Source organism: Streptomyces sp. WM6386 (assembly GCF_000972385.1).
Taxonomy (GTDB): Bacteria; Actinomycetota; Actinomycetes; order Streptomycetales; family Streptomycetaceae; genus Streptomyces.
Genome location: NZ_JXTE01000050.1, coordinates 20,201 through 37,680, shown reverse-complemented (window position 1 = coordinate 37,680; position 17,480 = coordinate 20,201). Strand labels below are relative to the sequence as shown.

The following is a 17,480-nucleotide window of genomic DNA, read 5'->3' as shown; positions in this document are numbered from 1 at the left end:
TTGTTGCGTACCCGCAGGAAGCAGCCCGACGTACCGGCCCCGGACAGTCCATGGAGCGAGATAGTGCCCGGCCTGTGGATGGGCGGGCACGAGTTCAGGGGGCACTCGGGGCAACTGGAATTCGCCGTCGTACAGGACGAGTTCGATCTCGTCCAGACCTTGCTGAGGCTGCCGGGGCACGGGCCCGACCCGGGAGTGGAACACCATGTCTGGCCGATTCCTGACGGGCCACTGGACGGAACCCAGCTCGCGGGCGTGATACGCCTCGCGCAGGCCGCGAGCGACGCACTGGACGAGGGCCGCAAGGTCCTCGTCCGATGTCACCACGGCTACAACCGCTCGGGACTGGTCATCGCACACGCGCTGATCCGGAGCGGACGCTCCGCGGAGGAGGCGATCCGGACGATCCGGTCCCGCCGCTCGCCGTGGGCGCTGCACAACGACCTGTTCGTCGACTATCTGCGGGCGGGGCTGCCGACCGCGCGGCTGCTGGAGGAGCTGGCAGAGTAGGCCCACGTCCCGCCCATCAGGTGCGCAAAAAGGACTTCCGTACGAATAAGGTGTACGGGCCGGTCACACCCCACCGCCCGCCCGTCCCGCCAGGAGCACAGTGCCACGCCCCGTCCGTTCCCTCGTCACCGCAGCCCTGGTGCTGGCCACCGCCGCGGGCTGCGGTGACGCGGGCGGACTGCACGGCGCGGGCCCCACCTCGACGGCGACCAGCCCGGCCCGGCTGTGGCCGAATCTGACCCCGGCCGCCAGTCCCGCCTGGAACTACGACGACGGCGAGTCCGAGGCCATGAAGGGCATCACGGCGCCGGGCGACGACGTCCACAAGGTGGATCCGGTGGCCGTCGTGAAGGCGGAGATCGCCCAGCATCCCGACGAGTACTCCGGCGCGAAGGCGCCGTACCGGGAGACGGCCCGCCGCATGGCGTACTGCGGGAAGAAGCCGGCCGGCAGCCGGTGCCCACTGCTCAAGGCGTACTACCGCGACCTCACCGGCGACGGGCACGCCGACCTGACGCTGGGCTTCCGGCTGCTGCCGGGCAACCAGACCGCGGTGCGCGTCTACACCTTCGAGGGCGGCCGGCTGGTCCAGGTCATGGCCAACGAGGACGCCGTGAGCGGGGTCGAGCTGGCCGGGCGCTCGGTGATCATCCACGCGCCGTCCGACCTCGCGGACTACGAGTACCGCTTCCAGTGGACCTGGGACCCGGAGCAGCACGTCATGCTGCTGACCCACGACGAGATGCTGCACCTCGGCAAGAGCCAGTCCCCGCCGGCGGGCTCACGGTGAGGCTCGCGCTCCCCCGGCGGGCCGGCACCCTCGCCGTGAAGGCCGCCGCCTTCATCACGGTGATGTGCTGTGCGCTCGCCGCGTTGCTCGGCGTCCTCGTGCATGTCTCGGTGACCAACCAGACCGTCGGCCAGGCCCGCGACCTCGCGCTGCAGCGACTCGAGGACGCGACCTCGGCGTACGAGGCCGGGGACACCCTCGGCCCCTTCGCGGGCGTCGATCCGCCGGGGCTGCCGGACTCCCTGCGGGACCTGGCCGTGGCGGGCGACCGCGGCACGATGGTCGCCACCCGGGACGGGGACCCCGCGATGTGGGCGGCCGGCCCCGCCGACGGGAACCGGGCCCTCGCGGTCCGTGTCGACTACCGCCAGCAGGCCCGCACCATCGCCGCCCTCGACCGGTCGATCCTGTGGTCCTCGGTGCTGGCGATCGGGGCGACGCTGCTGGTGGGGGCGTTCGCGGTGACACGGGTGACCCGGCGGCTGCACGCCACGGCCCGGGTGGCCCGGCGGATCAGCGCGGGCGATCTGGACGCACGGGTCGACGATCCCCGGACGAGGGATCCCTCGCGGCCCCAGGACGAGGTCGCCGCGGTCGCTTCGGCACTGGACTCCATGGCGGCCTCGCTGCAGGGCAAGCTGCTGAGCGAGCAGCGGTTCACGGCGGACGTGGCGCATGAGCTGCGGACGCCGTTGACCGGGTTGCACGCGGCGGCGGAGTTGCTGCCTCCGGGACGGCCCACGGAGTTGGTGCGGGATCGGGTGGGGACGCTACGGACGCTGACGGAGGATCTGCTGGAGATCTCGCGGCTGGACACCGGGCGGGAGCGGGTGGAGCTGGACACCGAACCGTTGGGGGCGCTGGCCGAGCGGGTGGTGCGGGCGTCCGGGACCGACACCGAGGTCGTCGTCGTACGGGATGTTGCCGTGGAGACGGATCGGCGGCGGCTGGAGCGGGTGCTGGGGAATCTGGTGGCCAATGCGCATCGGCATGGGCGGGGGCCGGTGTCTCTGACCGTCGACGGGCCGGTCGTGATCGTTCGTGATCACGGGGACGGGTTTCCGGAGTATTTGGTCGAGCATGGGCCGCAGCGGTTCCGTACGGAGGGGGGTTCGAAGGGGCATGGGCTGGGGTTGACCATTGCGCTTGGGCAGGCGGAAGTGCTCGGGGCTCGGCTGGCTTTTGAGAATGCCGTTGATGGTGGGGCGGTTGCGACGTTGGTGCTGCGGTAGTTCGCGGTCTGGCGGTTGTGTGTGGCTGGTCGCGCCCACGCGGCGGAGCCGCATATCGATACAGCCCCGCGCCCCTGGCGGCGTTCTCCTATGGCCCAGTTTGGAAGGCGGCCTGCGGACGGTGCTCCTAATGTGGCGAATAGTCAGCTTCGCCCCATACGTGGAGGTCTCCCCCATGTCCCTGCGCTCCCGTCTCTCCATAACCGTCGTCGCCGGCGCCCTTCTCGCCGCGTCCGCCGTCACCCCCGCCGTCGCGGACGACGACTGGGGCAGCCATCAAAGCGACTCCCAGAGCGACTCCCAGAGCGACTCCCGCGACGACTGGAGCGGCTCCCAAGGTGACTCGCAGAGCGACTCCCGCGACGACTGGGGTCAGCACCACCAGAGCAACCAGCGCCTCTACAAGGGCGTCGTGACGGCCAGCACACTGCGGCTGCGCAGCAAGCCGACGACCGGCTCGCAGGTCATCCGCTACGCCTACCAGGGCGAGATCGTGTCGATCTTCTGCAAGACCGGTGGCCAGAACATCGACGGCAACCACCTCTGGTACCTCCTCACGGACGGCACCTGGGCCTGGGGCGCCGCCCGGTACATCGACAACATCGGGCCCGCGCCACGCTGGTGCTGAGGCTAGGAAGACAACCTGCACCATTTGGGTAAGTTCCGGACATGACCAAGGCCGGAACCACCGTGGCTCAAGCGGATCCCCCCGCTCCCGCTGTACGCCTCCCCCGGCGCCGTGGCATCGAACTCGCCCTCATCGTCGTCGCCGTACTGCTCTCCGTGTACGGCTACTGCGACGTCGGCCTCGCCACCTACGGCACCGTCCCGCCCGGCGCCGCCGGCTACGGCGCCGGGCTCGGTGTGCTGGCGCTGGTCGCGCATCTCGTGGTGCGTTACCGGGCGCCGTACGCCGATCCGCTGCTTCTGCCCATCGGCGTCCTGCTCAACGGGCTCGGCCTGGTCCTCATCTACCGGCTCGACCTGGAGACGCCCGGCGACCGGGCGGCCCCCACCCAACTCGTGTGGTCCACGGTCGGCGTCGCCCTGTTCATCGTGACCGTGCTGCTGCTGCGCGACTACCGCGTGCTCCAGCGGTATGCGTACGTCTGCGTGGCGGCCGCCCTCGTGCTGCTCACCCTGCCGATCTTCTTCCCCGCCGTGAACGGGGCCCGGATCTGGATCCGGATCGCCGGATTCTCCATCCAGCCGGGCGAGTTCGCGAAGGTGCTGCTCGCGGTCTTCTTCGCGGCCTACCTCGCCGCCAACCGCAACGCGCTCGCATACGCGGGGCGTCGGGTGTGGCGGCTCCAACTGCCGACCGGGCGCGTGCTCGGGCCGATCGTCGCGATCTGGCTGCTGAGCGTCTGCGTGCTGGTGCTGGAGCGGGACCTGGGGACCTCGCTGCTGTTCTTCGGACTGTTCGTGGTCCTCCTCTACGTCGCCACCGGGCGCACCGGCTGGATCGCCGTGGGCCTGCTGCTGGCCTCCTTCGGCGCGGTCGCCGTCGGATGGCTGGAGCCGCATGTGCACAGCAGGGTGGAGGACTGGCTGCATCCGTTCGCCACGATCGAGGCGGGCCAGGGGCCCAACCAGCTCGCGCAGTCCCTGTTCGCCTTCGCCGCCGGCGGCATGCTCGGCACCGGGCTGGGTCTCGGCCACTCGATCCTCATCGGGTTCGCGGCGAAGTCGGACTTCATCCTGGCCACGGCGGGCGAGGAGTTGGGCCTGGCCGGGCTGTCGGCGATCTTCCTGCTCTACGCCCTGCTGGTGGAGCGCGGGATCCGGGCCGGGCTGGCGTTGCGCGACCCCTTCGGGCGGCTGCTCGCCGTCGGGCTCGCCTCGATCGTGGCGCTGCAGGTGTTCGTCATCGCGGGCGGGGTGACCGGGCTGATCCCGCTGACCGGGATGGCGATGCCGTTCCTGGCGCAGGGCGGCTCGTCGGTCGTCACCAACTGGGCGATCGTGGCGCTGCTGATCCGGGTGAGCGACTCGGCCCGCAGCCAGTACGACGGGGAGTTGGCCCCATGACCCAGGACAGGACCCGGCACATGACCCGCTACATCCGGCACGCCTCCTGCTTCTGTGCCCTGCTGCTCGTGGCGCTGCTCGTCAACGCCACCCGCGTCCAGGTCTTCGAGGCCCGGTCCTACGACGACAACCCCGCCAACCGCCGTTCGTCCATCGCCCGTTACGGCCAGCCGCGCGGCGACATCCTGGTCGGCAAGGAGCCGGTCACCGGCTCCCAGGACACCGACGGGCGGCTGCGCTTCGAACGGACGTATCCGAAGGGCCCGTTGTACGCGCCGGTCACCGGGTTCGCCTCGCAGATCTACGGTACGACGTTCCTGGAGCACGCCGAGGACGGCATCCTGTCCGGGACCGACCCGATGCTCTCGGGGTTCCCGCTGTGGAACGACTTCACCCGCGCCCAGAGCCCCGGCGGGAACGTGGTCACCACCATCAACGGGGCCGCCCAGGAGGCCGCTTACGCGGGGCTCGCGGGGCGGAAGGGCGCGGTGGCGGCGGTCGAGCCGTCGAGCGGGCGGATCCTGGCGCTGGTGTCGAGTCCGTCGTACGACCCCGGGGTGCTGTCCGGGAACGACGCGGCCGTGGAGCGGTCCTGGGCCGGGCTGAACGAGGACCCGGACAAGCCGATGCTCAACCGGGCGATCCGGCAGACCTATCCGCCGGGTTCGACCTTCAAGGTGGTGACCGCGGCGGCCGCGCTGGACGCGGGGGTGGTGACGGACGTGGAGGAGCCGACCGACTCGCCGGACCCGTACCGCCTGCCGGGCACCTCGACCTCGCTGGTGAACGAGGCGACAGGCTGCGAGGACGCCTCGCTGCACGCGGCCTTCGTGTGGTCGTGCAACACGGTGTTCGCCAAGCTGGGTGTGCGGGTCGGGGTAGCGGACATGGCGGCCACGGCGGCGGGGTTCGGCTTCAACGACCAGGGGCTCGGCATCCCGTTCTCCGTCGCCGAGAGCACCTTCGACGTCTCCGTCGACAAGGCGCAGCTCGCGTTGTCGTCGATCGGGCAGTACAACACACGGGCCACGCCTCTGCAGATGGCGATGGTGTCGGCGGCTGTCGCGAACGGGGGTCAGGTGCGGCCGCCGTATCTGGTGGAGCGTACGACCCGCTCGGGCGGCGCCACCGTGGCGACGTCCGGCGCCCGGACGGTACGGCAGGCGATGTACCCGTCGACCGCCGTACGTCTGAAGGAGCTGATGGGGGACGTGGTGCGGGAGGGCACCGGCACCAACGCCGCGATCCCCGGCGCGACCGTCGGCGGCAAGACCGGCACCGCGCAGCACGGGGTGGGCAACTCCGGGACGCCGTACGCCTGGTTCATCTCCTGGGCGCAGGGCGAGCGCGACATGGAACCGAAGGTCGCGGTCGCCGTGGTGGTGGAGGACGCGGAGGCGGACCGGGGGGAGATCAGCGGGGGCGGGGACGCGGCGCCGATCGCCCGGGCCGTGATGGAGGCGGTGCTCAACTCGTAGGCAGGCGGCATCTGTTCACGTGGTGAGACGGGGTCTGTACTTCCGGCAGAGGACCGACCTACCGTTCGGTACATGACTTCAGCCGTCGCGTACGAACTCGCCCAGGTCAATATCTCCCGCCTCAAGTTCCCGTTGGACTCACCGGAGTTGAAGGACTTCGTCGACGCGCTCGACCCGGTCAACGCCTCCGCGGAAGCGGCCGACGGCTACGTCTGGCGTCTGCAGTCCGAGGGGGGCGACGCGACCGACATCAAGGTCTTCGGCGACGACTGGCTGATCATCAACCTGACGGCGTGGCGGGACACCGACGCCCTGACGGCCTTCATGTACCAGGGGCAGCACCGCGAGATGCTGGCCCGGCGCCGCGAGTGGTTCGAGAAGGTCGCGGAGGCGATGACGGCCCTGTGGTGGGTCCCGGCCGGCCATCGCCCGACGGTCGCGGAGGCCGAGTCCCGGCTCCTGCACCTGCGGGCGAACGGCCCGACACCGTACGCCTTCACGCTGCGGACGTCGTTCCCGGCCCAGGGCGCGGAGCCGGTGTCGTTCGCGGTGCCGGAGGACCTGGGCTGCGGGGTCTAGGCCCTAGCCGGCTCCGCCGGGTAGCGCCTCCCGACGTCGCAGCCACCCCTCCGGCACGGCCTCCACGCCGGTGCGGGCGGCGACGACGCCGCCCGTGATGGCGCAGGTGGTGTCGACGTCGCCGAAACCCTCGGCGGTGGACCAGAGGGCGGAGACGAGGTCGTCGGGGTGGCGGGCGGCGGTCCAGAGGGCGAAGGGGACGGTGTCGTCGGCGCGGATGCGCTGTCCGTGGCCGAGGAGGTCGGAGGCCTTCCAGGGTTCCGTGGAGAAGGGGACCTCCGCGGCCCGGACCAGACCCTCCTGGACCGCGCTCCGGGGCGTCAGCGACGCCACCGCGTCCAGCGTCAGCTCGTGCCCGGCCGACAGCGCCGCCGCCACCGCCACGGCGACCGCACCCGCGACCCCCTCCGGATGGGCGTGCGTGACCTCGGCCGACAGGGTGGCCTGCTCGACCACCCGGGAGAGATCCGTGTGGAACCACGCGCCCAACGGCGCCACCCGCATCGCCGCACCGTTGCCGAGGCTGCCCTCGCCGCCGAAGAGCTCTCCCGGGCGAACTCGGGCCAGCGGCCGGGCTCGTGAAGGAGACGGGGCAGCAACTGGTGCATGCCATGGCCGTACCCGCGGGCGGGATCCGCGTCGTAGCCGAGCGCGAACGCGTGGGCCAGCTCGGTCCGGCGTACCTCACCGAACTCGTCGAGCACCCGGAAGATCCCGAGCGCCATGGCCGTGTCGTCGGTCCAGTGCCACTCGGGCTCCTGCGGCATACGACGGTCACGGACCTCGTTGTACGCCTGCCGGGGCTCCCGGAAGAGCGGGAACCAGCGCTCGCCGAACGCGTCACCGAGGGCGAGGCCCTCGAGGCTGCGCCGCGCGACGGCACGGTCCGAGACGATGGTCACTCACTGGCCCCCAGTTCGATCGACTGCCGCACTTCGGCGACCCGATCATGCTCCTCCGCCGCGAACCGTTCCGCATCCAGTTTCTCGGCGATCTCCTCGTCCTGGGCCATCAGCAGATCGAGGTTGGAGTCCCCCATCCCGAAGACCCCCATGTCGACATAGGCCTGCTGGAGCCGCTTGCCCCACAGTCCGATGTCCTTGACGCACGGCACGATGCGCGAGAACAGCAACTGCCGGAACAGGGCGAGGAATTCGGACCGCTCGCTGTACTCCTCGGCCTCGGCGGTCGGGATCCCGAAGTTCTCCAGGACCTCGACACCCCGCAGCCGGTCCCGCATCAGATAGCAGCCCTCGATGACGAACTCCTCCCGCTCCTTCAGTTCGGCATCGCTGAGCTGCTTGTAGTAGTCCCGCAGCGCCATCCGCCCGAAGGCCACGTGCCGGGCCTCGTCCTGCATGACGTAGGCGAGGATCTGCTTGGGCAGCGGCTTGTCGGTCGTGTCGCGGATCATCCCGAAGGCGGCGAGGGCAAGCCCCTCGATGAGGACCTGCATCCCCAGATAGGGCATGTCCCACCGGCTGTCCCGCAGTGTGTCGCCGAGCAGGGACTGGAGGTTGTCGTTGATCGGGTAGAGCATCCCGATCTTCTCGTGCAGGAACCGGCCGTAGATCTCCGCGTGCCGGGCCTCGTCCATCACCTGGGTCGCGGAGTAGAGCTTGGCGTCGAGATCGGGCACGGACTCGACGATCCGCGCCGCGCAGACCATCGCGCCCTGCTCACCGTGCAGGAACTGGCTGAACTGCCAGGAGGCGTAGTGCTGCCGCAGCTCCCCCTTGTCCTTCTCCGTCAGCTTCGCCCAGTGCTTGGTGCCGTACAGGGACATGGACTCGTCGGGCGTGCCGAGCGGGTCGTTGGGATCGACCTCCACCGCCCAGTCGATGCGCTTCTGCCCGTCCCACTGCTTGTCCTTGCCCTTCTGGTAGAGGGCCAGCAGACGGTCCCGCCCAGAGCCGTTCTTTTGGCCAACAAACATGGCCTCCCAGCTGAAGCGCGCCGCGCCGGTCGCCGGCACCTGCCAGTGGGGGTCTCCCGGATCTGTGGCGTACAGGTCGAAAGTCGGCATGTCCCGCAGGCTCACACGCGGTAGACGCGGGGTCAACAAGTCGCACGCGAGGGATTGACGAGCTTGCTGACAAGCAGTCTCATAAGGGCATGACGACGTTGACGGACGCCGACGCGCTCGCGGGGCTGCGTGATGCGCTCGGCCTGCTCAAGGACCGGGAGCAGGTGGCCCAGCGACTCCTCGACTCCTCCGCGAAGCACTCCTTCGACCCGGACAAGGAACTGGACTGGGAGGCGCCCTTCGAGGAGGGCAAGTGGTTCTGGCCCCCGGAACTGGTCTCCCTCTACGACACCCCGATGTGGCAGCGGATGAGCGAGGAGCAGCGGATCCTGCTCTCGCGCCACGAGGCGGCGGCGCTGGCCTCGCTGGGCATCTGGTTCGAGATCATCCTGATGCAGCTGCTCGTCCGGCACATCTACGACAAGGCGGCGACGAGTGCGCACGTGCGCTACGCGTTGACCGAGATCGAGGACGAGTGCCGGCACTCGAAGATGTTCGCCCGCCTGATCTCGCGCGGCGGCACTCCCTGGTACCCGGTCAGCCGGGCCCACCAGAACCTGGGCCGCCTCTTCAAGACCGTCTCCACCACCCCCGGCTCCTTCACGGCCACCCTGCTCGGCGAGGAGGTCCTCGACTGGATGCAGCGGCTGACGTTCCCGGACGAGCGGGTGCAGCCGTTGATCCGGGGCGTGACCCGCATCCACGTCGTGGAGGAGGCCCGCCATGTGCGCTACGCCCGTGAGGAGCTGCGCCGCCAGATGATGACGGCGCCCCGGTGGTCGCAGGAGTTCACTCGGGTGACGTCCGGGGAGTTCGCTCGGGTGTTCTCGGTGGCGTTCGTGAATCCGGAGGTCTACACGAATGTGGGACTGGACAGCCGGGAGGCGATGGCTCAGGTGAAGGCCAGTGGCCACCGTCGGGAGGTCATGCAGACGGGCTCGAAGAAGCTGACGGACTTCCTGGACGACATCGGGGTGCTGCGGGGTGTCGGGCGACGGCTGTGGAGGTCTTCGGGGCTGCTGGCCTGATGGTCGGGTGCGGGCCGGTGGGGGCTGGTCGCGCAGTTCCCCGCGCCCCTGGGTGGGTGCAGTCGAGGACGTGCCTGGCTGTCCCGACCTTCAGGGGCTCGGGGAACTGCGCGACCAGCCACAACGGACCCGCGGACGGCCGACTACCCTTCGAGGCATGACCCCTGCCGCGCCCGCCTATCGCCGTCTGAGTGTCGAGGAGCGCCGCACCCAGCTTCTCCAGTCCGCCCTCGGCCTCTTCGCGCACCGCGCACCCGAGGACGTGTCTCTCGACGACGTGGCGGAGGCGGCCGGAGTCTCGCGGCCCCTGGTGTACCGGTACTTCCCCGGCGGCAAACAGCAGCTGTACGAGGCCGCCCTCAGATCCGCCGCCGATGAACTCCAGCAGTGCTTCGACGAGCCCCGCGAGGGCCCGCTCCTCATCCGTCTCTCCCGTGCCCTCGACCGCTACCTCGCCTTCGTCGACCAGCACGACACCGGGTTCAGCGCCCTGCTCCAGGGCGGCAGCGTGGTCGAGACGTCCCGCACCACCGCCATCGTGGACGGCGTACGCCGAGCCGCGGCCGAGCACATCCTCAGCCATCTCGGGGTCAGCGAACCCGGCCTGAGGCTCCGCATGACCGTACGCATGTGGATCACCGCCGTGGAGGCGGCGTCCCTGATCTGGCTCGACGAGGGCAAGCAACCCCCCGTCGACGAGCTCCGCGACTGGCTGGTCGAGCAGTTCGTCGCCGTACTCACCGTCACCGCCGCCCGCGACCCGCAGACGGCGACGCTGGCGCAGAACCTCACGTCGCCTATCTGAGACTGGTCCCGTGAAGAGCGAAGACACCCCCTTCGAGGGCGGACCGATGGACGGCCGCGTACTGCCCGTCCTCCTGGGCCCCACCGGCCACCCGCCCAAGCAGTACCGCATCCCGGTCCCGGACGCCGCCGGCGGCCCGCCCACCGTGCTGGTCTACCGCCGCGTCCCACGGGGCCAGAGCAAACGGCTCGGCCTCCAGCAGGGGTGGAAGTACGAGTACGAGCCCGAGGGCACGCCCTCCCGTCCGCGCTGGCCATGGTCGAAACCCGCCACCAAGCCCGACGCCACGCCGGGCGGCAAGCGGGAGGACACCGACGGGTGACGTGATTGGGCCGAACCGCGCACGCTCGACGCGCGCGCCCTCCCGACCCGTCCCATGCTCGCCGTGCGGAACAGAGTGGCTGTCCCGCACCGGAGGTGATGACGTGTCAGGAAGGCTTCTGCGCCTGGCGTGTACGGCGGCGATCGCGGCCGGTACAGCCCTGGCGCCCGTGCCCGCGAACGCCGTACCGGAACCCGGTGAGCGCACCGTCGCCGAACTGCTGACGGACCTTCAGCGCCTGTACCGGGAGGCGGAGCAGGCCACGGAGACGTACAACGCGACCGAGGAGAAGCTGAAGAAGCAGAAGGCGCAGGTGCTCCGCCTGGACACCGCGCTGTCGCGGGCCCGGCTCTCGCTCCACGACAGCCGGGGCGCGGCCGGCCGCCTGGCCCGCCAGCAGTACCAGAACAGCACCAACATCTCCCCGTACGTCCGGCTGCTCCTGGCCCGCGACCCCCAGCACGCCCTCGACCAGGGCCATGTCATCGGCCAGTTGGCCCGGGAACGCGCCGAGACGGTCGGCCGCCTGACCGGCAGCGAGAAGAAGGCCGACGGCGTGGCGCGCGAGGCCCGCAAGGCGTTGGACGCCCAACTCACGCTGGCCGCACGCCAGAAGAGGGACCGGGACGGCGTACGGAAGAAGCTGCGCGACGTCGAGGAGCTGCTCTCCTCCTTGAGCGAGGAGCAGTTGCGGGAGCTCGCCAGGTTCGAGGAGGACGAGATCACCGAGGCCCAGGACGACCTCATCGCGTCGGGTGCCCTGAGCGACAAGGACCGCAAGCCGTCGGACCGGGGCGACAAGGCGGTGCGCTACGCCATGGACCAGCTGGGGAAGCCGTACAAGTGGGGTGCGGAGGGGCCGAAGGAGTACGACTGCTCAGGTCTGACCTCACAGGCGTGGGGTCATGCGGGGACGCCCATCCCCCGGACCAGCGAGGAGCAGTGGGCGCGGCTCCCTCGTATCCCTCTGAAGGAACTGCGCCCCGGCGACCTGGTGATCTACTTCGCCGACGCCACGCACGTGGCGATGTACCTGGGCAAGGGCGAGATCGTCCAGGCTCCGAGGACCGGCGAGAAGGTCAAGGTGTCGCCGATCGCGTCGAACCCGATCCTCGGAGCCGTACGCCCTGATCAGGACAGCGAGGCGAGGTAGGCCGCGGTCTTGTCGGGCTCGTAGAAGAAGTTCTCGAAGTCGGCCGGGTCGTCGAAGGCGTTGGCGAACCGGTCGGCGGCGGGCTGCAACTGCCCTGCCGCACCGATGAGGTTCAGGATGTGCTCCGGCGGCGGGGCCAGCATCGCGTTCGTCCACTTGGTGACGTGCTGGGCCGTGTCCCAGTAGCGGTCGAACGTCCCCCGCATCCACTCCTCGTCGAACTCCTTCTCCCCGCGCTCCAGGATCGACGCGAGGTACGAAGCGGCGCACTTGGCGGCGGAGTTGGAGCCCTGGCCGGTGATCGGGTCGTTCGCGACGACCACGTCGGCGACACCGAGGACGAGGCCGCCACCGGGAAGACGGCCGATGGGGTTACGGACGGTGGGCGCGTACCGGCCCGCCAACGTGCCGCCGGCGTCGGTCAGTTCGACCTTCGTGGCCCGCGCGTACTCCCACGGCGTGAACGTCTCCATGAGTTCCAGGGTCAGGGAGAGGTGTTCCGCGGGGTCCTTGACGCCGTTGAAGACGTCGAGCGGGCCGCCGGGTATGCCCTCCCAGAACAGGATGTCCGCGCGGCCGGAGGTCGTGAGGGTCGGCATGATGAAGAGCTCGCCGACGCCGGGGACCAGGTTGCAGCGGACCGCGTCGTACTCCGGGTGCTCGGGCCGGGGGCCCAGGCCGTGGACGTACGACACGGCCAGCGCGCGCTGCGGCTCGGTGTAAGGCGAACGGGAGGCGTCCCGGCCGAACATCGACACCAGCTCGCCCTTGCCCGCCGACACCAGCACCAGGTCGTACGTACGGGAGAAGTAGTCGAGGTCGGAGACCGCCGTGCCGTGGATGACGAGCTGTCCGCCACGCTGGGCGAACGTCTCCATCCAGCCGGCCATCTTCACGCGCTGGTCGACCGACTGCGCGTACCCGTCGAGCTTGCCCACCCAGTCGATCGCACGGGCCGCGGGGCCCTCGGCCCACGAGCCGGGGGCCGCGACCGAGACGCCGAGTCCTTCGATCTTCGGGGCCTGGGACTCCCAGAAGTTCAGCTGGAGATCGCGCTCGTGCTGCAGTGCCGTGTGGAACATGCACTGCGTCGACATGACCCGGCCGGAGCGGATCTCGTCCGCCGTCCGGTTCGACATCAGGGTGACCTCGTACCCGTGCGACTGGAGTCCGAGGGCGAGCTGGAGACCGGACTGGCCGGCTCCTACGACGAGTATCTTCCGCATACGGGTGGTGGCTCCTAGGTCGCGACTACTCAGGTGTTTCGTCCAGCGCGTGGCGGACGAGGGCCAGGAGGCTCTCGATCACCGAGATCCTGCGGCGCGCATCCGTGATCATTACAGGGATGTGCGCGGGGATCGTCAACGCCTCCCGCACGTCCTCCGGTTCGAACAGCTCGCTTTCGTCGAAGTGGTTGACCGCGACGACGTACGGCAGCCCGCAGCTCTCGAAGTAGTCGAGCGCCGGGAAGCAGTCCTTCAGACGGCGGGTGTCGGCCAGGACGACCGCGCCGATCGCGCCGCGCACCAGGTCGTCCCACATGAACCAGAACCGCTGCTGGCCCGGCGTGCCGAACAGATAGAGCACCAGGTCGTCGTCGAGCGTGAGGCGGCCGAAGTCCATGGCCACGGTGGTGGTGAGCTTGCCGGGCGTGGCGGTGAGGTCGTCGGTCTCCTCGCTCGCCTCGGTCATCAGCGCCTCGGTCTGCAGGGGCGTGATCTCCGAGACGGCGGTGACGAGCGTGGTCTTGCCGACGCCGAAGCCGCCGGCCACGACTATCTTCGTCGCGATCGGGGCCCGGGCGCGGTCCGTCTGCCAGGACCTGAGGTTGTCGTCGCTTTCGACGTCGACGAGTGGGGCGACGCCACGAGCGGCGTCAGAGACGACGGAGTCCACTCAGCACCCTTTCGAGCAGAGCGCGGTCCGGGCGGCCGGTGCCGTGACCGGTGCCGGTGCCGTACACACGGATCTTTCCCTGGTCCGCGAGGTCGCTCAGGAGCACGCGGACCACGCCGAGCGGCATCTTCAGCAGCGCGGCGATCTCGGCCACCGTGCGCATACGGCGGCAGAGTTCGACGATGGCCCGCATCTCCGGCATGACGCGGGAGTTGAGTGAACCTTTCGTCAGTTCCTTGCGTTCCTCGGGGGCTTCCAGTGCCGCGACGAACGTCTCCACGAGGAGGACGTGGCCGAATCGGGTGCGGCCGCCGGTGAGCGAGTACGGGCGGACACGGGCGGGCTTGCGGTCGCCGCCGCGGACGGGGAGGTTCGGATGGCCGGTCATCGCGCGCCCCCCGTGGTCTCGGACTCCAGCGACTGCCGTAGCTCGCTGCGGAGTTCGGGGGTCAGCACATGCCCGGCACGGCCGACGAACAAGGCCATGTGGTACGCCACGACGCTCATGTCACTGTCCGCGGAGCCGTGCACACCGAGCAGCGAGCCGTCGCTGATCGACATCACGAACAGACTGCCCTCGTCCATCGCGACCATGGTGTGCTTCACCCCGCCCGACTCCATGAGCTTGGCGGCGCCGATGGTGAGGCTGCCGATGCCGGACACGATGGTCGCGAGGTCGGCGGAGGAGCCTCGTGGGCCCTTCGGGGTGGTGCGGGTCTGACGGGCCTCGTCGTTGGTTCCGGGGTCGGAGGAGAGCAGGAGCAGGCCGTCCGATGAGACCACCGCTACTGACTGGATGCCCGGCACCTCCTCGACCAGGTTCGTCAGCAGCCAGTGCAGGTTGCGGGCTTCACTGCTCAGTCCGAAGGTACTGGGCGCGGTCAACTGCTTGCCTCCTCGGGAGTTCCCCCCGTGGATTCTTCGCTGTGTGCGGGTGTCCTCGTCTGACCCGTCTGTTCGGCGATCTCTGCTTCCACGTCGCGGTAGCCGGCCTCCGCCCCCCGGCGGAAGCCGCCGAGCCTCCGGCGGAGGGCTTCGGCGTCCACGGAACTGTTTCGCGGGCGCGGTGTGGTCGCGGGCGCGGTGATCTTGGGTGTGCGCTTGGGGAGGCCCTTCGCGGTGAGCTGGTCCTCGTCCGGGGTGCGCTCGTGTTCGGTCTCGTCGTCGGATGCGGGTGGCCCCTGTGGGGGTTCCTCACCGTCGGCGGCCACGGGTTCAGGGGTTGCCTCGGGCTCCGCCGGAATCGGTACCAGCAGCTCCATCGTCGTCTCGGCAGGGCTCTCCTCCCCTGCCCGCTCCGACGTCCGTACCGCCTTCTCCGCCAGGGCCACCAGCACGTCGCCGGTGCCCGAACGGGTGGGCAGGACGTTGGAGTTGGCCTCCGCGTCGGCGCCCGGGAGGGAGAAGGTGTGGGTGGTGCCGGACAGCGGGGCGGTGGAGGGGACCGCGGCGGACGGTTCCGGTGCCAGCAGGCCCTTCGGGAGGACGACCACGGCGGCGATGCCGCCCTGCTTCTGCTCGCGGAGCTGAACGCGGACACCGTGGCGGTGGGCGAGGCGGGCGACGACGTACAGACCGAGGCCGAGGCCCTCCTCGCCCTCCTGGTCGTACGGGGAGTCCGGGTCGAAGTCGGCGAGGCGGGAGTTGAGGCGGGTCAGCCGCTCGTCGGTCACGCCGATGCCCTCGTCCTGGACGGAGAGCATGACCTCGCCGCTCTCCAGCAGCCAGCCGGAGACCTCGACGGGCATGTCCGGCGGGGAGGACGACGTGGCGTTCTCCATCAGTTCGGCCAGGAGGTGGGACAGGTCGTCGGCCGCGAAGCCCGCGACATGCGCGTGCGGGGGCAGGGCCGCGATACGGACCCGCTCGTAGCGCTCGATCTCGCTCACCGCCGCCCGTACGACATCCACCAGCGGGACCGGACCGGCGTGCTGCTGGACGTGTTCCGTGCCGGCGAGGACGAGGAGGTTCTCGCTGTGGCGGCGCATGACCGTGGCGAAGTGGTCGAGCTTGAAGAGCGTGGCGAGACGGTCGGGGTCCTGTTCGCGCTCCTCCAGGCCCTCGATGACGGCGAGTTGGCGTTCCACCAGGCCGAGGGTGCGCAGGGCCAGGTTGACGAAGGTGCCGCCGATGCTCTCGCGAAGACGCGTCAACCGGGCGGCGGACTCGGCGAGTTCAGTGCGCAGCTCCTCGCGGGCGTCGGCCATCTTCTGACGCTGGCCGACGAGGTGCTTGCGGTCGGACTCCAGGGTGGCGACGCGCTCCTGGACGGCGGCGGCGTGCGCGTGCAGGGCGTTGACGGAGCGGACGACCTGGGCGAACTCGTCGTTGCGGCCGGTGAACTTGACCGGCTCCTCGGCGGTCGGCTCCTCGGACTGCGCCAGGCGGGCGGATCCCAGGCGCAGGACGGCGAGGGGGCGGGTCAGGGTGCGGGCCATGGCGGTGGCGATGCCGACGGCGAGCAGCATGAGGGCGCCGAGGATCGCGACGCGCAGCTCCAGCGCGGTGACGTCGTCGTCGCGGAGCTGGGCGAGGTCCTTGGTGCGCTGGTTGTAGAGGGCGGACTCCACACCGCGCATGAGGTCCACGCGGGCGGAGAGGGCGGCGTCGGCCTTCTTGGTGCTGGTGTCGAGTTCGCCGTCGGAGAGCGTGGCCTGGTCGGTGAGGCCGGCCAGGTACTTCTCGGCGGAGTTGACCTCGGGGCCTGTGACCGTGGACTGGTAGCTGTTCTTCGCTGCCTCGGGAGCCGTGTCGTGGAAGTCGGCGAGCGCGGCGTCGGAGCGCAGCCTGGCCTGCTGGGCGGCGGCGCTGAGGGCGTCGCGCTGCTTGGTGTCGGCGGCCGAGGAGGTGACGACGGTGGAGGCGATGCCGGTGATCGGGTCGGTGACCGTCTGGGTGGTGCGGGGCACGTTGAGCGCCGCGAGGAGCAGGCCGCGGGTGGCGGCCGCCTGTTGTACGGCGGAGTCGAGCTCGGCGAGCGCGTAGGCGCCGGAGCCCGCGCGGGGCGGCATCTGCTCGGCCAGGTGCTCGGCGAGACGGTGCAGCTCGTTGATGGCCGCGGAGTAGGTCCGGTGCACCTCGAGGGCGGTGCTCCTGCCGGTGAGCGAGGCGCGGCGCAGGGCGGCGATGCCCTCGAGATCCGTACGGAGGTCGGCGGGGGTGTCGGTGTCGGCGCGCAACTCCTCGACCTGCCGGTCGACGCGGGCGCCGCGCTGCTCGGAGGGCGCCTTGGACTTGGCGCGTCCGGCGGCGACGTACGACGTGACCTCGTCCCGCTCGTCGGCGAGGGAGTGCGCGAGGATCAGGGCGTCCTGGGTCTGCTCGGCGAGCGTCACCAGGTCCTGGGAGTCGCTCAGTTCACCCGAGCCGGCGAGGATCGAGGGGGTGCCGGCTCCGGCGATGGCGGCGGCCACGACGGCCGCGGCGACGATCAGCCGGTTGCGTACGTGGGTGGGGCGGCCCTTGCCGACGGGGGAACCGTCGGCGGTGGTGGGATCGGCGGGGGCCGTCTGCTTGCTCGTACGACGAGGCCGCGTCTTCTGCACCGGTGCTCGCATTCCTGACTCGTGTACCCATGGGCCCGGGTGACGCTCCGTCAACTGGAGTCACACACCGGGTACGTTTCCCGAC

Annotated in this window: 17 protein-coding genes and 1 pseudogene; 11 read left to right on the top strand and 7 right to left on the bottom strand. The window is 70.4% G+C overall.

Annotated elements, in window-relative coordinates; all coding sequences use genetic code 11:
• Window positions 1-3: 3 nt before the first annotated feature.
• From TN53_RS27215 to TN53_RS27185, 7 genes are all read left to right on the top strand, one after another.
• Window positions 4-510 carry a protein-tyrosine phosphatase family protein gene (locus tag TN53_RS27215; protein WP_095046756.1) on the top strand — a complete coding sequence of 169 codons (507 nt, stop codon included), beginning with the start codon at window positions 4-6 and terminating at the stop codon, window positions 508-510.
• A 100-nt stretch (window positions 511-610) separates the two neighbouring features.
• Window positions 611-1,300, top strand: coding sequence for a hypothetical protein (locus TN53_RS27210; RefSeq protein ID WP_046261311.1), 690 nt, complete (start codon window positions 611-613; stop codon window positions 1,298-1,300).
• Window positions 1,297-2,532, top strand: a complete 1,236-nt coding sequence (locus TN53_RS27205) for a sensor histidine kinase (protein ID WP_046261310.1) — start codon at window positions 1,297-1,299, stop codon at window positions 2,530-2,532. Before TN53_RS27210 ends, TN53_RS27205 begins: the two co-directional genes overlap by 4 nt.
• A gap of 175 nt (window positions 2,533-2,707) precedes the next feature.
• Complete coding sequence (locus tag TN53_RS27200) at window positions 2,708-3,160, top strand: SH3 domain-containing protein (protein ID WP_046261309.1); 453 nt, start codon at window positions 2,708-2,710, stop codon at window positions 3,158-3,160.
• Window positions 3,161-3,201: 41 nt separating this feature from the next.
• The gene (locus tag TN53_RS27195; RefSeq protein WP_046261308.1) at window positions 3,202-4,563 is read left to right on the top strand and encodes an FtsW/RodA/SpoVE family cell cycle protein; all 1,362 of its coding nucleotides are present in this window, start codon (window positions 3,202-3,204) and stop codon (window positions 4,561-4,563) included.
• A 20-nt stretch (window positions 4,564-4,583) separates the two neighbouring features.
• Window positions 4,584-6,041, top strand: coding sequence for a penicillin-binding transpeptidase domain-containing protein (locus tag TN53_RS27190; RefSeq protein ID WP_046261342.1), 1,458 nt, complete (start codon window positions 4,584-4,586; stop codon window positions 6,039-6,041).
• A 72-nt stretch (window positions 6,042-6,113) separates the two neighbouring features.
• A complete protein-coding gene (locus tag TN53_RS27185) occupies window positions 6,114-6,620 on the top strand; it encodes a DUF3291 domain-containing protein (protein WP_046261307.1) in 507 nt (168 codons plus the stop codon).
• A gap of 3 nt (window positions 6,621-6,623) precedes the next feature.
• Here TN53_RS27185 and TN53_RS27180 read toward each other — a convergent pair.
• Window positions 6,624-7,522, bottom strand: a pseudogene (locus tag TN53_RS27180) (ADP-ribosylglycohydrolase family protein).
• The gene (locus TN53_RS27175) at window positions 7,519-8,646 is read right to left on the bottom strand and encodes a ferritin-like domain-containing protein (protein ID WP_046261306.1); all 1,128 of its coding nucleotides are present in this window, start codon (window positions 8,644-8,646) and stop codon (window positions 7,519-7,521) included. The pseudogene TN53_RS27180 and the gene TN53_RS27175 overlap by 4 nt, the downstream one beginning before the upstream one ends.
• Window positions 8,647-8,735: 89 nt before the next feature.
• Here TN53_RS27175 and TN53_RS27170 point away from each other — a divergent pair, with 89 nt between their 5' ends.
• The 4 genes from TN53_RS27170 to TN53_RS27155 all read left to right on the top strand — a co-directional run bounded on the left by TN53_RS27170 (window position 8,736) and on the right by TN53_RS27155 (window position 11,954).
• Window positions 8,736-9,674: an AurF N-oxygenase family protein gene (locus TN53_RS27170; RefSeq protein WP_046261305.1), complete on the top strand. Its 939-nt coding sequence runs from the start codon at window positions 8,736-8,738 to the stop codon at window positions 9,672-9,674.
• Between the two features lie 157 nt (window positions 9,675-9,831).
• On the top strand, window positions 9,832-10,479 hold the full coding sequence (locus tag TN53_RS27165; protein WP_046261304.1) for a TetR/AcrR family transcriptional regulator: 648 nt from the start codon (window positions 9,832-9,834) through the stop codon (window positions 10,477-10,479).
• A gap of 10 nt (window positions 10,480-10,489) precedes the next feature.
• On the top strand, window positions 10,490-10,801 hold the full coding sequence (locus tag TN53_RS27160; protein ID WP_046261303.1) for a hypothetical protein: 312 nt from the start codon (window positions 10,490-10,492) through the stop codon (window positions 10,799-10,801).
• A gap of 103 nt (window positions 10,802-10,904) precedes the next feature.
• The gene (locus tag TN53_RS27155; RefSeq protein ID WP_046261302.1) at window positions 10,905-11,954 is read left to right on the top strand and encodes a C40 family peptidase; all 1,050 of its coding nucleotides are present in this window, start codon (window positions 10,905-10,907) and stop codon (window positions 11,952-11,954) included.
• Here the strand turns inward: TN53_RS27155 and TN53_RS27150 are convergent.
• From TN53_RS27150 to TN53_RS27130, 5 genes are read right to left on the bottom strand one after another with little or no spacing between them, the layout of a single operon-like run.
• A complete protein-coding gene (locus tag TN53_RS27150) occupies window positions 11,933-13,180 on the bottom strand; it encodes a styrene monooxygenase/indole monooxygenase family protein (RefSeq protein WP_046261301.1) in 1,248 nt (415 codons plus the stop codon). The two genes, TN53_RS27155 and TN53_RS27150, sit on opposite strands and share 22 nt — an antisense overlap.
• Window positions 13,181-13,205: 25 nt before the next feature.
• The gene (locus tag TN53_RS27145) at window positions 13,206-13,850 is read right to left on the bottom strand and encodes a GTP-binding protein (RefSeq protein ID WP_046261300.1); all 645 of its coding nucleotides are present in this window, start codon (window positions 13,848-13,850) and stop codon (window positions 13,206-13,208) included.
• Window positions 13,831-14,238 carry a DUF742 domain-containing protein gene (locus tag TN53_RS27140; RefSeq protein ID WP_046261299.1) on the bottom strand — a complete coding sequence of 136 codons (408 nt, stop codon included), beginning with the start codon at window positions 14,236-14,238 and terminating at the stop codon, window positions 13,831-13,833. Before TN53_RS27140 ends, TN53_RS27145 begins: the two co-directional genes overlap by 20 nt.
• Window positions 14,235-14,735, bottom strand: coding sequence for a roadblock/LC7 domain-containing protein (locus tag TN53_RS27135; RefSeq protein WP_046261298.1), 501 nt, complete (start codon window positions 14,733-14,735; stop codon window positions 14,235-14,237). Before TN53_RS27135 ends, TN53_RS27140 begins: the two co-directional genes overlap by 4 nt.
• A complete protein-coding gene (locus TN53_RS27130; RefSeq protein WP_234441719.1) occupies window positions 14,732-17,395 on the bottom strand; it encodes a nitrate- and nitrite sensing domain-containing protein in 2,664 nt (887 codons plus the stop codon). The genes TN53_RS27135 and TN53_RS27130 overlap by 4 nt, the downstream gene beginning before the upstream one ends.
• Window positions 17,396-17,480: the final 85 nt, after the last annotated feature.

What these genes read in the sequence shown, in the direction of transcription:
- TN53_RS27140 (WP_046261299.1), bottom strand. Translation starts at nt 14,238, where the DNA reads ATGACCGGCCATCCGAACCTCCCCGTCCGCGGCGGCGACCGCAAGCCC.
- TN53_RS27175 (WP_046261306.1), bottom strand. Translation starts at nt 8,646, where the DNA reads ATGCCGACTTTCGACCTGTACGCCACAGATCCGGGAGACCCCCACTGG.
- TN53_RS27195 (WP_046261308.1), top strand. Translation starts at nt 3,202, where the DNA reads ATGACCAAGGCCGGAACCACCGTGGCTCAAGCGGATCCCCCCGCTCCC.
- TN53_RS27170 (WP_046261305.1), top strand. Translation starts at nt 8,736, where the DNA reads ATGACGACGTTGACGGACGCCGACGCGCTCGCGGGGCTGCGTGATGCG.
- TN53_RS27150 (WP_046261301.1), bottom strand. Translation starts at nt 13,180, where the DNA reads ATGCGGAAGATACTCGTCGTAGGAGCCGGCCAGTCCGGTCTCCAGCTC.
- TN53_RS27190 (WP_046261342.1), top strand. Translation starts at nt 4,584, where the DNA reads ATGACCCGCTACATCCGGCACGCCTCCTGCTTCTGTGCCCTGCTGCTC.
- TN53_RS27185 (WP_046261307.1), top strand. Translation starts at nt 6,114, where the DNA reads ATGACTTCAGCCGTCGCGTACGAACTCGCCCAGGTCAATATCTCCCGC.
- TN53_RS27165 (WP_046261304.1), top strand. Translation starts at nt 9,832, where the DNA reads ATGACCCCTGCCGCGCCCGCCTATCGCCGTCTGAGTGTCGAGGAGCGC.
- TN53_RS27200 (WP_046261309.1), top strand. Translation starts at nt 2,708, where the DNA reads ATGTCCCTGCGCTCCCGTCTCTCCATAACCGTCGTCGCCGGCGCCCTT.